Origin of the sequence: Agrobacterium sp. CNPSo 3708 (assembly GCF_028674915.1) — a bacterium.
Lineage (GTDB): Bacteria > Pseudomonadota > Alphaproteobacteria > Rhizobiales > Rhizobiaceae > Agrobacterium > Agrobacterium cavarae.
Genome location: NZ_JAQZSF010000007.1, coordinates 56,995 through 72,425 on the forward strand (window position 1 = coordinate 56,995; position 15,431 = coordinate 72,425).

A 15,431-nucleotide genomic window follows, 5' to 3' on the forward strand; every position below is an offset into this window, starting at 1 on the left:
CAAAGGACGATTGCGCCAAAGAAAAGAAGGCACGACGACGTGACCGCAAAAAAGAAAATCGTGGTGCTGCTGAAAGGCTATCCGCGCCTCTCCGAAACATTCATCGCACAGGAACTGCTGGGACTGGAAAGAGCAGGTCTCGACCTCGACCTCGTCTCCATGCGCCGCCCGACCGACAAGAAGCGCCATCCGGTGCATGACGAAATTCGCGCGCCCGTCACCTACCTGCCGGAATATCTGCATGAGGAACCGCTGCGCGTGCTGAAAGCGCTGTGGGCGTGCCGGAAGAAGCCCGGCTTCGGCAAGGCGCTGCGCCAATTCCTCCACGATCTCCGCCACGACGTTTCGCGCAACCGCTTCCGCCGATTCGGTCAGGCGGCGGTGCTCTCCCATGAATGGCCGCGGGATGCCGGCTGGCTGCACGTCCACTTCATCCACACGCCCGCTTCCGTTGCCGCCTATACGCATCTGATCACCGGCATTCCGTGGACGATCTCGGCCCATGCCAAGGATATCTGGACTTCGACGGATGCCGATCTCGCCTACAAGCTCGGCAGCGCCCGTTGGGCGGTAACCTGCACCGCCAGTGGCTATCGCCATCTGCAGGCCCTGTCGCCCACTCCAGCCACGGTGCACTTAAGCTATCACGGCCTCGACCTCACGCGCTTCCCGCCGATGGAGGGTACCCGCCCGCCACGCGATGGCTCAGACCCCGCCGATCCGGTGCAGATTCTGAGCGTTGGCCGCGCGGTGAAGAAGAAGGGCATCGACATTCTGCTGAAGGCGCTTGCCGCCCTGCCACAGTCTCTGCACTGGCGCTTCACCCATATTGGTGGCGGCGACGAACTGGCGGCGCTGAAAGCGCTCGCCGAGCAACTGGGTATTGCCGACAGGATCATCTGGACAGGCGCGATGGATCAGAAACAGGTGCTGGAGCACTATCGCAAGGCCGATCTCTTTGCGCTCGCCTGCCGCATCACCGCCGATGGCGACCGCGACGGCCTGCCGAATGTTCTCGTGGAAGCCGCGAGCCAGGCGCTGACCTGCGTCTCCACCAATATTTCGGGCATTCCGGAATTCTTCGTGGATGGCGAAAACGGCCTGCTGACAGAGCCCGAAAACGGAGCCGCCGTCTCGAAAGCGCTGGAGCGTGCCATCTCCGATCCGGCACTGAGATCAAGGCTGGGCGCTGCCGCCGAACACCGCGTGCGCACCGCCTTCGATCACCGCACCAGCATCACCGACCTCAAAAATCTCTTCGAACAGGAATGGGAGAAGACCCCGTGACCACTGCCACCGACGCTACACAAGCACCTCGCGTGTTCTTCTATGTCCAGCATCTCCTCGGCATCGGCCATATCGCCCGCGCCAGCCGCGTGGCCCATGCACTGGTCGCCGATGGTTTCGACGTGACGATGGTGACAGGCGGAACGCCGGTTCCGGGCTTTCCGGGAGAAGGCATACGCCATGTCGAACTGCCGCCGGTGGCGGTGGCCGATGGCAATTTTGCAGGCCTCGTCGATGCCAATGGCGCGCCGGTGGACGATGCCTTCAAGGACAATCGTACCAGCATGCTGCTCGGTGCCTATCACGGCGCCATGCCGGACATCGTCATCATCGAGGCCTTTCCCTTTGGCCGCAGACAAGTGCGTTTCGAACTGCTGCCGCTGCTCGCCGCCATCGAGAAAAGCATCAAGCGCCCACTGGTGATGACGTCGCTGCGCGATATCCTGCAGGAGCGTGCCAAGCCCGGCCGCGACGAAGAGACCATCGATCTCGTCAAGAAGCACTTCGACACGGTGCTCGTCCATGGCGATCCGAACTTCGTACGGCTGGAAGAGACCCTTCCGCTTGCCGAACAGATCAGCCAGCGCATTGTCTATACAGGCCTTGTTGCCCCAGCAAAACCACAGCCGCCGCAGGAGCGTTTCGACGTGGCGGTTTCGGCAGGCGGCGGCGCCGTGGGCGGTGCGCTTCTGAAAGCAGCGCTTGCCGCCGCACCCAACATCCCCGAACTGAAAACCTGGTGCCTGATCACCGGCCCCAACATGCCGCAGGCGGATTTCGATGCGATCTCGGCTCAAGCCGGCGAAACGATCTCCGTCTTCCGCTTCCGCAAGGATTTCGCCAGCCTTCTCTCGGGTGCCAAGCTCTCCATCTCGCAGGCCGGCTATAACACCGTCTGCGATATCCTGCAGGCCAAATGCCGTTCGCTGCTCATCCCCTTCGCTGCTGGCGGAGAAACCGAACAGGGCGCCCGCGCCTCGCGTCTGGAAAAGCTTGGCCTTGCCCAGGTGCTGGAGGAAAGCGCCATCTCGCCGCAGACCATGGCAGAGGCGATCAGGGCAGCACTGGCGCTACCGGAGCCCGGCGAGATCAGCCTTGATCTCGATGGCGCCAACGGCACGGCGCGCGTTCTGCGTAGGCTCTATGCTGAGCATCAGATGGACGATGAATAGGGTTTCAGCCCTTACAGCAACGGCCGCGTATCCAGTCACCTGAGGTCAGAAGGCGTCTTCCGCACAAGGTTGTTATGGGGATAAATCCCTCCACCTCGTCATCCTCGGGCTTGACCCGAGGATCCACATTTTCAAGCGTTTACGATCCTACCAGTGGATCCTCGGCTCAAGGCCGAGGATGACGGCGGAGAGGTTTTCGCACTGTGTTGAAGGCCGAATCAGCCGGAAACGTGTGGTGTCTCCAAGGCACCCCCACGCCCGACAGCCCGCTTATTAGTTGATCCTCTCGCGCCTAAACCCAAGCCCGATCAGGCGGCCCGCCAGATGCGCAAGCAGCGGAAAGCGCATTATCGCGCGCACGAAGGCGGGCGGACCTTTGGCCTTGGGGGCCGACTCGTGGTCCTTGCGGTTCTTGCTGCGCATCATCAATTGCAGCTTCTGCGTGGCTTTCGTCGGAAAGGTCCGGCGCTGTTCGATCGCCGCCAGATCGTCATCGGAAACGACGCCCCGATCGCGAAAAGCCGGCACCAGAATATTGGCCGCCGCCACCGCATCCTGAATGGCGAGATTGACGCCCACACCGCCAATCGGCGACATGGCGTGCGCGGCGTCGCCGATGCAGATCAAGCCGGGCTTCCACCATTGCGTCAGCCGGTCGATGCGGACGGTGAGAAGATACACATCGTCGAAGCTCTTGATCTCCTGCAGCCGCTCGGCGGGCAGCGGGCAGACCTCGGCGACACGTGTGCGGAAAGCTTCGATGCCTTTCTCGCTGATCTCGGAATACACGCCGCGGCGTACCACATAGCCGCATTGCCAGTAGTCTCCACGATCGATCAGCACGAAGCCCTGCTGCGGGCCGGCATGGCCCATGGTCTCGTTGGGATCGCCCGGCTGTTTCGAAAGCCGCATCCACAGAACTTCCGTCGGAACGCCGAAGCGCTCGACATGCAGCCCGGCCTTGTCGCGCACCGTGGAATTGCGGCCATCGGCACCAACGACCAGATCGGCCTTCACGGTAAGGACGCCGGAGGGCGTGGAGAGCTTGAGGCCGCTCACCTTCCCCTTGGTCTCGATAAGGTCGCTGACAGCCGCATTGTGCAACAGGCGGAAGCTCTCGAACTGTCCGGCCTTGCCAGCGAGAAAGTTCAAAAAATCCCATTGCGGCATGAAGGCGATGAACTTGTGTTTGACCGGCAGCCAGGAGAAATCCGCGATGGTGCGCTTGTGACCGCCAACATCCGCATGCAGCTTCTCCGCCTTGGTATGCGGCAGCGCCAGAAATTCCTGGGCAAAACCCAGTTGCTCGATGAGTGCAATCGTCGAGGGGTGGATCGTATCGCCGCGAAAATCGCGCAGAAAATCGCCATGCTTTTCGATGACGGTGACATCGATCCCCGCCCGCGCCAGAAGCAGACCGAGCATCATGCCCGCCGGCCCACCGCCGACGATGGCAACCGTGGTCTCTATCGCCTGGGCGTCGTCGTGGTCGTCGCTTGGCATGGCAATGTCCTGTGTCATCATGCCTGATCGGCAGGCGGAAGCGGCGTGTTCTTCGGATAGGGCCAGCCCTTGATCAAACGGAACAACCATTCCTTGCGCGCGAAGATAAAGGCGAAGAGCATGGCCGTCCAGATGCCGAGCAGAAGGCCCGCCGCCACATCGCTTGGATAATGCGCCCCGACGATCACCCGCGAAACGCCGATGACGAGCGCCAGCGCCATGAACACATAGCGAAAGCGCGGGATCAGCATGGCAAAGGCGCCGAAGAAGGCACCCGCCGCCGTGGAATGGCCGGAGGGAAAGCTCTCATAGAGATTGTCGCCGGTAAATGGCGTCAGGCTGTAGGCGCCGATCTCGGCATAGAGTTCGGGACGTCCACGTCCGATCAGGAATTTCAAAAGATGCACGAAGATGCTGGCGCTGCCGATCGTCAGGAAGAAATAGGCAAAGAGCCGCCATGCGGTGCGCAGCCTCCCCGAATAGGGGCTCGCCAGCAGAAAGCGCGCGGCAATATAGGCAAGGATGGCAAAGAGCCCGGTGCTGTAGAGCATCCAGCGAAAGGTGCCAAAATCGGTGATCGCTTTGTTGAAGCCGACGATTGAGCCGGGAAGCGCCTGCGCCCGCTCCGAGATGCGCGGATCGAAGGGAATGAAAACAAGCACCAGCAACAGGGTGATGACGAAAATCCAGCCGCTGGAGATCAAAAATCGCTTCATGAAAATCCTCTATTTATCAATGCCGTATCCAATGCGTCAGGGCGCGTCGCATCAAGCCACACAACCTGCATGCTCACACCATTATTGGCAAGCGACGCACGCAGATGTCATCGGTGAGGAAGAGGACGCAATAGTGGCGAAAAATCGCTGACAGGCTTTGACCTTGTTCTGCCCCGGTTTCGCTTGTAGAGCCATGAGGTAACAGTTTCCACCAAAGTCGGATTTCACATGACACGCCAAAAGGGCAGCACCCCGCCTGAAAAACTGACCGTCCTCGGCGCCACCGGCTCAATTGGAACGAACACGCTGGATGTCATCCGCCAGCTTGGCGGACGCGATCGCTTCGAGATCTTGGGGCTGACAGGGGCAGGCAATGTGGCGTTGCTGGCTGAACAGGCGCGCGAACTTGGCGTGAAGCTCGCCGTCACCGCCGATGACGAAAAATATGCCGAACTGAAAGACGCACTGGCCGGAAGCGGCATTGCCGTCGCATCGGGCAAAAGCGGCTTGCAGGAAGCCGCAAGCCTGGAGGCCGATTGGGTCATGGCGGCGATTGCCGGCACGCCCGGGCTTGAACCGACGCTCACAGCCGCGCGTCGCGGTGCCAATATCGCACTCGCCAACAAGGAGTGCCTCGTCACCGGCGGCGATGTCTTCATCTCCACCATGCGCGAGGGCAGCGGCACGCTGATCCCGGTCGATAGCGAACACAGCGCCATCTTCCAGTGCCTGGAGCCTCAGAACCGCGACAAGGTGGAGCGCATCGTCCTCACCGCATCCGGCGGCCCGTTCCGCACCTGGAGCCGCGAGCAGATGGATGACGTCACCGCCGAGATCGCGCGCGCCCATCCCAACTGGTCCATGGGCTTGAAAGTCTCGATTGGCAGTGCCTCCATGTTCAACAAGGCGCTGGAAATGATCGAGGCGAAATATCTTTTCGACCTTGAGCCCTCGCAGATCGAAGTGATCGTCCATCCGCAATCCATCATTCATTCCATGGTGGCCTATACCGACGGTTCGGTCATCGCCCAGCTCGGCTGCCCGGATATGCGCACGGCGATCGCCTATGCCCTGACCTATCCCGGCCGCGGCACGCTCGATGTCGAGCGATTGGATTTTGCCAAGCTGGCACGGCTGGATTTCGAGGCACCGGACGAGGACCGTTTCCCCTCGATCAGGCTCGCGCGTCTGGCGCTGCAACGCGGCGGCGTGCAGGGTGCAGTATTGAATGCCGCGGAGGAAACCGCCTTCCACGCCTTCGTCGATGGCAAGATCGGCTTCCTGCATATGGCCGATACGGTTGAATCCGTTATGGAGCGGATGAATGATGGCAGGCCAGCCGATACGATCGATGCCATTCTGGCCGCCGACACGCAAGCCCGCGCCTATGCCGAGGATGTGATCCGGCAGAAGCAGAAGGCCGCTTAGGGCCTCTCCTCACAGGTGATCGACAGGACGACGACCCGGTGGACGCCATCGGGCGCGTAGCTGTGCGTAAAATGTCGATCCCGACTTGCCACGCCCCAGCTTTCTCGTTATGTCGCGTCTTGTTACGTTATTACATCACAAATGAGGAAACACGATGAAACTCACGCAAGCCCTCGCCCTCTCCGTCAGCGCGTTGCTGCTTCTGTCCACTGCCGCGGCGGCACAGGAGAAATCAGCGCCGGCAAAGTCCGAAAGCCACAACCACGCCCATAACCATTCCCATGGGCACTCGCACGGCTCCAGCGACGTCTATAAGGGCTACTTCGAGGACAGCGCCGTGAAGGAGCGCCCGCTCTCCGATTGGGAAGGCGATTGGCAGTCGGTCTATCCCTATCTGGTGGATGGCACGCTCGATCCGGTGATGCAGCACAAGGCCGAGCACGGCAAGAAGAGCGCCAAGGCGTTTCGTGAGGAATATGATGTCGGCTACAAGACCGACGTCAACCGCATCACCATCAAGGGCGACGACGTGACCTTCTATCGGGGCGGCAAGGCCACCGAAGGCAAGTATGCCAGCGACGGTTACGAAATCCTGACCTACAAGAAGGGAAATCGCGGCGTTCGCTACATCTTCAAGAAGACCGGCGGCGATGCATCCGCACCGCAATATATCCAGTTCAGCGACCACACCATCGCGCCGCAAAAGGCTGGCCACTACCACCTCTATTGGGGTGATGACCGCGCCACGGTGCTGAAGGAGCTGACCAATTGGCCGACCTACTACCCGTCATCCCTGTCGGGCAAGGAGATCGTCCAGGAAATGCTTGAGCATTAAAACGTAAAAAGGGGCGCAGCCGGCAAGCTGCGCCCCTTTTCAGAAAGACGAGGTGACGATCAGGCGACAGCCCGCGCCAGCGCGCAACGCGACCACAGCTGATGAAGCGCACCGACCAGACCTTCCAGATCCGCATTGGTGTGAAGCGGGGTCGGCGTGATGCGCAGACGCTCCGTCTTGCGCGGCACGGTCGGATAATTGATCGGCTGCACATAGACCCCATGGTCATCGAGCAGGATATCGGAAATCCATTTGCACTTGGCGGCATCGCCCACCATCACCGGAACGATGTGGCTGGGGTTTGCCATATGCGGAATGCCGCTCGCGTCCAGCATGGAACGCAGCGTGCGCACGCGCTCCTGATGACGGGCACGCTCGAAGGGGCTGGCCTTCAGGTGCTGGATCGAAGCCACGGCACCGGCTGCCAAAGACGGCGGAAGTGCTGTCGTAAAGATGAAGCCGGAGGCAAAGGAACGGATGAAGTCGCAGAGCGCTTCCGACGCTGCAATATAGCCGCCCATCACACCGAAAGCTTTGCCGAGCGTTCCTTCGATGATCGTCAGGCGGTCCATCAGGCCTTCGCGTTCGGCGATGCCGCCACCGCGCGGGCCATACATGCCGACCGCATGCACTTCATCGAGATAGGTCATGGCGCCGTACTTGTCGGCGAGATCGCAGATCTCCTTGATCGGCGAAATATCGCCATCCATGGAGTAGACCGATTCGAAGGCGATCAGCTTGGGTGCTGCCGGATCGGCGGCCTTCAGCTTGGCTTCCAGATCTTCCAGATCGTTGTGCTTCCAGATGACCTTCTCGCAGCGGCCGTAACGAATGCCCTCGATCATCGAGGCATGGTTCAGCGCATCCGAGAAGATGATCAGGCCAGGGATCTTCTGACCAAGCGTACCAAGCGTCGCCCAGTTAGAGATGTAACCGGAAGTGAAGATCAGCGCCGATTCCTTGCCGTGCAGATCGGCAAGTTCGCGCTCGAGTTTGACGTGATAATGGCTGGTGCCAGAGATATTCCGGGTGCCTCCCGCACCCGCGCCACAGTGATCGATCGCGGCTTTCATCGCCTCGATCACCTTGGGGTTCTGACCCATGCCGAGATAGTCGTTGGAGCACCAGACCGTGACGTCGCGCTTTTCACCATCGGCGGTGTAACGGGTTGCCTTCGGAAAATGTCCCTGTTGCCGCTCGAGGTCGGCAAAAACGCGGTAGCGGCCTTCCGAATGCAAGCCATCCAGTTCGGTCTTGAAATATGCCTCGAAGTCCATTCCATGCTCCAGAATACGTGCAAGCGTTTTCGGTCCACCTCCTTGAACCGTCAACCCCCTTGACGCCGATATTGCATCGCTGCGTCAATTCGCCTCCACTTTTGAACCGTTCCAATATTCTTATAAGACTCTAAAGGAATGACAAACTTGATTCATGTCAAACTGCTAAAAAATTTGGAACCTTTTAATCAACGCGCCGTTGAGTAGGGCACAATCGATTGACCAGGGGAGCGCAGCCTTAAATGGGGGCTTCCACAGTAACACTCGACTTGTTAGATATCTGCAGCGGTCGGAGGTAGCAGTCGCCGCAGATGTATTGGGACGCCTACCGAGAGCCATCGAGCTCAAATGTAACGTGGAGAGAGTTCATGAAGAAGGCTGTTGTTTTTGCTGTTATGGGTCTGGCGCTCGCAAGCTGCACGCAGACCGAAAAGACCACTGGTGGCGGCGCAGTGATCGGTGCGCTGGCTGGTGGCGCGATTACCGGTAACGTGCGCGGCGCGGCAGTCGGCGGTCTGATTGGTGGCGCGACGGGCTACCTTATCGGTCGCGCGTCCGAGCCGGGCTATTGCTACTATCGCGACCAGTACGGTCAGCGCTACACGGCACGTTGCCGCTAAGGCGTGGCACAATTGCATCAGAAGCCCCGGCAAAAACCGGGGCTTTTTTGTTTCCACACGCATGTGACCGTTTTTGGGGTGCCCCCTGTGTCGGATTTATGATTAAATTTGAGGGTAACAGCAGCCAGCGCAAAACGGCAAAGCCGTTGTCTGCGCCGCAGGTTTGCGACGGACGGGAGGCGGAGCGCGCGATTTGTTTTGGATCGCCACGCGCTTTAACGAAGGATAAACGGGCGGGAGCAATAATAAATGCTCAACCATAAAGCAGCGTATGCCAAACAAGCGGACTGACCAACGGAAGAGTATTGCGTACTGGAGGGCAGGCACTGCATTGGCGGTGGCGGCAGCCGTTACCTGTTCTCCGGGTTTCGTGCGCGAGGCCTTCGCGCTGAAGATCTTCGGCATCCAGCTGTGGGGCTCCGACGACGACAAAGAGAATGAAGTTCTCAATCCCGTCAAATTTACCGTGACCCTCAACACACCGGGTGCGGATAGCAAGCTGCGCGACAGTCTGGAAAAGAGTTCTCTTCTGGTAGCAGAGCCGGACAAGCCGGCATCGGGCGATCTTGGGCTTTTGATCCGCGCCAAGGACGATCGCGATAGGCTGGTTGCGGCCCTTTATGAGAACGCGCGCTATGGCGGCATCGTCAAGATCACCATTGCCGGGCAGGATATCGATTCCATCCCGCCCGTTCCGACCTTCAACACCTCTGGGCCTGTGCCGATCGTTATCGATGTGACGCCGGGACCGGTCTTCACGCTCGGCACCGTACGATTTGAGGGTGAAGTGGGCGGGCACACACCCGCTGAATATGGTCTCGTGACCGGCGGGGACGCAGGCTCCCTCGCCATCATTCGCGCCGGCAACAAGCTGATCGAAGACCTGAAGTCCGAAAGCCGGCCCTTCGCCAAGCTGACCAAGCGCGAGGCCGTCGCCAACCACGCTAACAACACAGTCGATCTGACCATGGTGGCAGAAGCCGGCCCTATCGCCGCAACGGGGGATGTGACGGTCAAGGGCGACCGGGCCGTTGATGCCGACTTCATCCGCCGATACTCGCGCTTGAACAGCGGCGAGCCCTACTCGCCGGAAAGACTGCGCAAGGCCTCTGACAGATTGCGCAAGCTCGGCGTCTTTTCGAGCATCTCCATCAAGGAAGCCAACACGCTGGCGCCGAACGGAACATTGCCGCTGACCATCGAAGTGTCGGAGGGCAAGTTCCGCTATTTCGGTGTCGGCGCGCAATATTCGACCACCGAAGGCGCTGGATTGCAGGGCTATTGGGGCCACCGGAACCTCTTTGGAAAAGCCGAGTCGCTCCGCATCGAAGGTGCCGTCACGCGCCTTGGGGAAGCGTCCACCGTTCAGGACATGGATTATTCCGCCGGCATCACCTTCGTGAAGCCCGGGATCTTTACGCCTGAGACCACCTTCACCGCGAGCCTGAAAGCCAAGACCGAGCATCCGGATAGCTACGACGCCCAGACGGTGACGGCCTATGCTGGCTTTGCCTATGATTTCAACGACTACGACACCGCATCTGCCGGTCTCGAAGTCGAGTGGGAAAACACCGAGGATGCGTTCGGTGAAAACCAGTATCTGACGACCTCGGTCCCCCTGGAATTTGTCCGCGACAAGCGCAATGACAAGCTCAACCCGACGCAGGGCTTCCGCGCCTCGATTGCGGCCACGCCAAGCTATGAAGCCTTGAACGGCACGATCTTCAGTTCGCTCGAGGGCTCGACCACAGGCTATCTCGGCCTCGGCTCGGATGATCAGGTGGTGCTGGCGGGCAAGCTCGCAGGCGGCGTGCTGGTTGGCGGCGGCTCTCTGGAAGATATTCCCACCACACGCCGCTTCTTTGCGGGCGGTGGCGGCTCGGTGCGCGGTTACAGTTACCAGGAAATCTCGCCCTATGCGGCCAATGGCGAAGCGACCGGCGGGCGCTCCTATATCGTCACCTCGCTGGAAGCACGCATCAAGGTGACCGAGACCATCGGCATCGTGCCCTTCGTCGACGCGGGGATCGTCTCCTCCGAGATCACCCCGGATTTTTCCGATATCCGTGCCGGCGCTGGCATTGGCCTTCGCTATCAGACACCTTTCGGACCTTTGCGTCTTGATGTCGCCATGCCGCTGGAGAAATATCCGAACGGCAGCAGCTTCGGCATCTACGCCGGTATCGGACAAGCCTTCTGACGCTGAAGAAGGTATAGCCAACCACGCCGGGCTTGGCCTCTCAAAGGCACAATGTCCACACCTGTCACGACGACGAAGCGAAGTGTAGATTATCCTTCATGACAATGCTGATTCGATTGCTGAAGTGGTTCGCCTATATCGCACTCGGGGCTATCGCCCTTGTTGCGGTGGTGGTTCTTTTCCTGGGCTTGAGCCCCTTCGGCGCACGTTTCGTAGCAGACGAAGTCTCACGGCTTGCCTCCAGCAAGGATCGGACGATCACCATTTCGCCGCCGGAAGGCCTGTTGAGCGGCAGGCTGCGGCTGGACGCGGTGACGATTGCCGATCGGGATGGCCCCTATGCCAAGCTCAACGGCGTCGAGCTCGACTGGTCGCCGCTCGATCTCCTGACCGGTAAATTCCATGCCGAGAAGCTGACAGCCGCCACTATCACCGTCGATCGTCTCCCTCTTCCATCGACGGAACCGGCCGATCAGAGTTCCGGCAGCTTCACCCTGCCTGTCGAAGTGGCCATTGACGATCTCTCCCTGCCGAATATCGAACTTGGCCAGAAGCTTGCCGGCCGTCCGTTCTCGCTCAGCGCATCCGGCCATGGCTATGCCGCATCCGACACGATCACAGCCTCCCTCTCCGTCACCCGCAAGGACGAACAGCGCGCCTCGATCGACGCCGACTTCGCCTATGTTCCGGGCGAGAACGTGCTGAAACTCAAGGCGCTGTTGAACGAGCCGGAAGGCGGTCTGCTCGCCAATCTGTTGCGTCTTCCCGGCGCTCCCGCCGTCTCGATCGACCTCAATGGCGATGGACCGCTATCGGACTGGACGGGCAAGCTCGTCGGCTCCGTTGGCGGAAATCAGGTCCTGACGCTTGATGGCCGTCATAGCCTCGCATCCGATGGAACGCGCCGGATCACGCTGCAGGGCGGCGGGGAGCCGGATCGGCTGCTGCCACCACTGATGCGCCAGCTCTTTACCGGAGAGACCAAGATCGACCTTGCCACATCCATTTCGCCGGAAGGGCGCATCAGCGTCGAAAGCGGCAATCTGGAAACCGGCGCTCTGATCCTGACGGCCTCCGGCAGCATCGATCCCCAAGGCCAGAACGATCTTACCGCCAATCTGATCGGCACCAACGGCCCCGTCGATGTGCGCCTGCCGCTTGGGCAGGACGAGGTTGAGGCGCTGGTCGATGGCATCGATCTCAGCCTGCGCGGCAATGCCGATGCGGCCAGATTGAACACCGTCGTGTCGCTGCGCTCGCTCACCGCGCCGCAAGGCACGCTTCAGGGTGTGAAGCTGACCGCAACCAGCGACGATCTGAATGTTGCCAGCCGCACCGGCACGATCCGCACGCTGCTTGCCGTCGATCAGTCGGCGCTGACCGCGCCCGATCTGGAGCGCGCCGTCAAGGCACCGTTGAAGCTCAGCGCGCCCTTGCGCGTCTCGCCGCAATCCATCGCCTTTGAAGGCGCCACACTGGAAAGCGCCAGCATCGGCGGCACGGCAAGTGGCTCCTACGATCTCACCGAGGGCCGCGTCTCATCCAACTTGCGCCTCTTCGTGCTGCCCTCCGTACTGCCGGCTGGTCTGTCTGAGAAATTCGACGGGACGATTGCGATTGACGGCTATGTCAACAGCCTCATCGGCGGCGCAACCAGCCTTGAAAACCTTGTGGTGAAATCGAGCACGCTTGAAGCCAATGGCGATGTGACCCTCGACAATGGCACGATCGGCGCAAAACTCTCCGGCCGCCTGCCCTCGCTGCAGAAGCTGTCACCGCGGGCGCAAGGTTCGCTCGACTTTTCGCTGGAGGCAAACGGCCCGATCAATGCGGCGGATTTCACCGCCAATCTCTCGGCGGCCCGTGCAACATTGGCGGGACGCTCGCTGCAATCGCTCAAGGTTTCCGCCAGCGGCAAGGCGGATGTCGCAGCCCCGCAAGCCAAGTTCCAGGCGACCGGTACGCTCGACAACCAGCCGATCGATGCCTCTGCCGCGCTCGTGCAGACGGGTGAAGGCACGGCCATTCCGGAGCTGAACGTCAAGGTCGGCCCGAATGTCTTGACCGGCAAGCTGCAACTGACGCCGCAATTCCTGCCATCCGGCGACCTCTCCTTCGATTTCCCCGATATTTCGCTCTTGGCAGCGCTTGCCGCCCAGCAGGCAAGCGGCGACCTGAAGGGCGATGTCGCCATTAGCAATACCAATGGCAAGATTGCCGCCACCATCCGCGCCAGCGGCAACACCCTCCGGCAGGGCACCACGACGATTGCCGGACTGGTGGCCGATCTGAAGGTGGACGATCTTCTGGCGCTCGCCATCAACGGCAATGTAAAGGCGGACAAGATCGATGCGGGTGCCGCGGCCCTCTCCGGCATCACGCTTGACATCGATCACGCCGCCAACGCCACCACATTTGATCTCAACGGTCGTTATGACAATGCGCCGCTGGTGCTCAAAGGTCGGGCAAACACCGGTGCCTCGCCGATGACCGTCTCCGTGGACGCCTTCTCGGCAACGCCGCGCGGCATTCCGGTGCGGCTTGCCGCCCCCACTGTGATCGCCATCGAAAACGGCGCTGCCCGTATCGCAGGCCTCACCATCCAGACAGGCAACGGGCGGGTCGATGTCAACGGGACGGCTGGGTCCACGCTTGATCTTAACGTCGCCATCCGCGCGCTGCCCGCCAATCTTGCCAATGCTTTCTCGCCGGGGCTCGATGCCGCAGGCACCATTTCCGGCACGGTCGTGGCAAAAGGGGCAGCGACCGATCCGGCTGTCGATTACGATTTGACCTGGTCGGATGCAGCGGTGGCCCAGACACGCGCCGCAGGCCTTGGCCCCTTGGGCATCAAGGCGAATGGCCGTTATGCCGGGCAGACGTTGCGGCTTGATACGACGCTATCCGCAGGTGGCGGCCTGGCGCTTTCCGGCGGCGGTACGCTCGGCCTTGCTGGTGACCGACCGCTTGCCATGAGCTTCAAGGGCAATATTCCCTTTGCCGCGCTCGCAGCCCAGACATCCGCCCAGGGCTTCGTCGTCAACGGCTCCGCTGCTGTCGATATTCGCATCGAAGGCACGGCAACCGCGCCATCGGTGACGGGCACGATCACCACGGACGGCGCCCGCGTGACTGATGTTCGCCGCAATCTGACCATCAACAATATAGCCGCGACGATCAGCTTTAACCGCGATGTCGCCACCATTTCGCGGCTGACGGGCGCCATGTCAGGCGGCGGCACGCTCTCGGGCTCCGGCACCATCGGCATCAATCCCGGCGCGGGTTTCCCGGCTGATCTCAGCCTCACGCTGAACCGCGCCACATACGTGGACGGTACGCTGTTCTCCACTCAGGCCAGCGGTACAGTGACGTTGAAGGGGCCGGTACTGACCTCGCCCATGCTGGCCGGAACGATCACGCTGGATAAGAGCGCCATCACCATTCCTGAGCGCCTGCCGGCCTCGCTGACGGAAATCGACATCAAGCACAAGAACGCACCTCCTGCGGTCCGGCGTCAGGACGCTGAACTGCGGTCCGACCAGGGTGGCGACGGCACCTCGTCCTCCATTGGTCTCGATCTTCAGATCAATGCGCCAAGTGGCATTTTCGTGCGCGGTCGTGGTGTCGACGCCGAGCTGAACGGCAATCTGACGGTTCGCGGCACGGCGGCGAACCCACAGGTCTCTGGCGGTTTCACCATGCGCCGCGGCCGGTTGGAAATTCTGACCCGTCGACTTGATTTCACCAATGGCGACATCACGTTCGGCGGCGGCCTGATCCCCGTTCTCAATATGTCTGCCGACTCCACCGTAGGCTCCAACACCGTGACGGTCACCGTCAGCGGCAATGCAAACGATCCGTCCTTCGCCTTCAGCTCCTCTCCCGCGCTGCCACAGGACGAGATCATGGCGCAGCTGATCTTCGGCCAGTCCATGTCGAAACTCTCGCCCTTGCAGATTGCACGGCTGGCAGATGCGGCAAGCCAACTCGCCGGCGGCCGCTCCACTTCTCTTTTCGACAGCCTGCGCAGCAATCTGGGCATTGACGATCTCGATATCTCCACCGACGCCGAGGGACGCGCGCGTGTCTCCGCCGGCAAATATATCAACGACAGAACCTATCTCGAGCTTGAGCAGAGCGGTGATTCCGGCGCCAAGGCGATCATCAATCTCGATGTCGGCCGTGGCGTGAAGCTGCGCGGCTCCGCCGGTGGAGATGGAGAAGGCGCCGCCGGCGTCTTCTATGAGAAGGAATATTGAGCAACTTTTGCGTGAACCTTAGGAGTTCGGCAGGTAGCATCGCGAGAATAGTCAAACCCTTCAAAATTCAGAGATTTTTAAATTTGATGGGCTAAAACAATTGTTGTTGCCCTGAACCATCCGCGCCGGTTGCG

General features: G+C 60.8%; 10 protein-coding genes. 7 read left to right on the forward strand and 3 right to left on the reverse strand.

Annotated elements, in window-relative coordinates; genetic code table 11:
• Positions 1–39: 39 nt before the first annotated feature.
• Both PVA19_RS15845 and PVA19_RS15850 read left to right on the forward strand, forming a co-directional pair.
• Complete coding sequence (locus PVA19_RS15845) at positions 40–1,287, forward strand: glycosyltransferase (RefSeq protein ID WP_274103370.1); 1,248 nt, start codon at positions 40–42, stop codon at positions 1,285–1,287.
• Positions 1,284–2,459, forward strand: coding sequence for a glycosyltransferase family protein (locus PVA19_RS15850; RefSeq protein WP_443111647.1), 1,176 nt, complete (start codon positions 1,284–1,286; stop codon positions 2,457–2,459). Before PVA19_RS15845 ends, PVA19_RS15850 begins: the two co-directional genes overlap by 4 nt.
• Positions 2,460–2,732: 273 nt before the next feature.
• On the opposite strand, the gene PVA19_RS15855 is transcribed toward PVA19_RS15850, so the two are convergent.
• Both PVA19_RS15855 and PVA19_RS15860 read right to left on the reverse strand, forming a co-directional pair.
• A complete protein-coding gene (locus tag PVA19_RS15855; protein WP_443111648.1) occupies positions 2,733–3,980 on the reverse strand; it encodes an FAD-dependent oxidoreductase in 1,248 nt (415 codons plus the stop codon).
• On the reverse strand, positions 3,980–4,678 hold the full coding sequence (locus PVA19_RS15860; protein ID WP_112519445.1) for a phosphatase PAP2 family protein: 699 nt from the start codon (positions 4,676–4,678) through the stop codon (positions 3,980–3,982). Before PVA19_RS15860 ends, PVA19_RS15855 begins: the two co-directional genes overlap by 1 nt.
• Positions 4,679–4,906: 228 nt before the next feature.
• On the opposite strand from PVA19_RS15860, the gene dxr reads away from it, so the two are divergent.
• Together dxr and PVA19_RS15870 are read left to right on the forward strand one after the other, a co-directional pair.
• Entirely contained in the window at positions 4,907–6,106 is a 1,200-nt protein-coding gene (gene dxr, locus PVA19_RS15865; RefSeq protein ID WP_274103379.1) for a 1-deoxy-D-xylulose-5-phosphate reductoisomerase, read from the forward strand.
• Positions 6,107–6,260: 154 nt separating this feature from the next.
• A complete protein-coding gene (locus PVA19_RS15870) occupies positions 6,261–6,941 on the forward strand; it encodes a metal-binding protein ZinT (RefSeq protein ID WP_274103380.1) in 681 nt (226 codons plus the stop codon).
• Between the two features lie 59 nt (positions 6,942–7,000).
• Here the strand turns inward: PVA19_RS15870 and hemA are convergent, their stop codons facing one another.
• Positions 7,001–8,218, reverse strand: a complete 1,218-nt coding sequence (hemA, locus tag PVA19_RS15875; RefSeq protein WP_062444330.1) for a 5-aminolevulinate synthase — start codon at positions 8,216–8,218, stop codon at positions 7,001–7,003.
• A gap of 368 nt (positions 8,219–8,586) precedes the next feature.
• Between hemA and PVA19_RS15880 the strand changes: the two genes are divergently transcribed.
• From PVA19_RS15880 to PVA19_RS15890, 3 genes are all read left to right on the forward strand, one after another.
• Entirely contained in the window at positions 8,587–8,838 is a 252-nt protein-coding gene (locus PVA19_RS15880; protein WP_062424864.1) for a glycine zipper domain-containing protein, read from the forward strand.
• A gap of 271 nt (positions 8,839–9,109) precedes the next feature.
• Entirely contained in the window at positions 9,110–11,038 is a 1,929-nt protein-coding gene (locus tag PVA19_RS15885; RefSeq protein ID WP_112954628.1) for an autotransporter assembly complex protein TamA, read from the forward strand.
• A 98-nt stretch (positions 11,039–11,136) separates the two neighbouring features.
• On the forward strand, positions 11,137–15,297 hold the full coding sequence (locus PVA19_RS15890; protein WP_274103382.1) for a translocation/assembly module TamB domain-containing protein: 4,161 nt from the start codon (positions 11,137–11,139) through the stop codon (positions 15,295–15,297).
• The last annotated feature ends 134 nt before the right edge of the window (positions 15,298–15,431 follow it).

Bases quoted from the DNA above. Each gene is read 5' to 3' on its own strand.
- PVA19_RS15880 (WP_062424864.1), top strand. From the start codon at position 8,587: ATGAAGAAGGCTGTTGTTTTTGCTGTTATGGGTCTGGCGCTCGCAAGC.
- PVA19_RS15860 (WP_112519445.1), bottom strand. From the start codon at position 4,678: ATGAAGCGATTTTTGATCTCCAGCGGCTGGATTTTCGTCATCACCCTG.
- PVA19_RS15855 (WP_443111648.1), bottom strand. From the start codon at position 3,980: ATGACACAGGACATTGCCATGCCAAGCGACGACCACGACGACGCCCAG.
- PVA19_RS15885 (WP_112954628.1), top strand. From the start codon at position 9,110: ATGCCAAACAAGCGGACTGACCAACGGAAGAGTATTGCGTACTGGAGG.
- PVA19_RS15870 (WP_274103380.1), top strand. From the start codon at position 6,261: ATGAAACTCACGCAAGCCCTCGCCCTCTCCGTCAGCGCGTTGCTGCTT.
- PVA19_RS15890 (WP_274103382.1), top strand. From the start codon at position 11,137: ATGACAATGCTGATTCGATTGCTGAAGTGGTTCGCCTATATCGCACTC.
- dxr (WP_274103379.1), top strand. From the start codon at position 4,907: ATGACACGCCAAAAGGGCAGCACCCCGCCTGAAAAACTGACCGTCCTC.
- hemA (WP_062444330.1), bottom strand. From the start codon at position 8,218: ATGGACTTCGAGGCATATTTCAAGACCGAACTGGATGGCTTGCATTCG.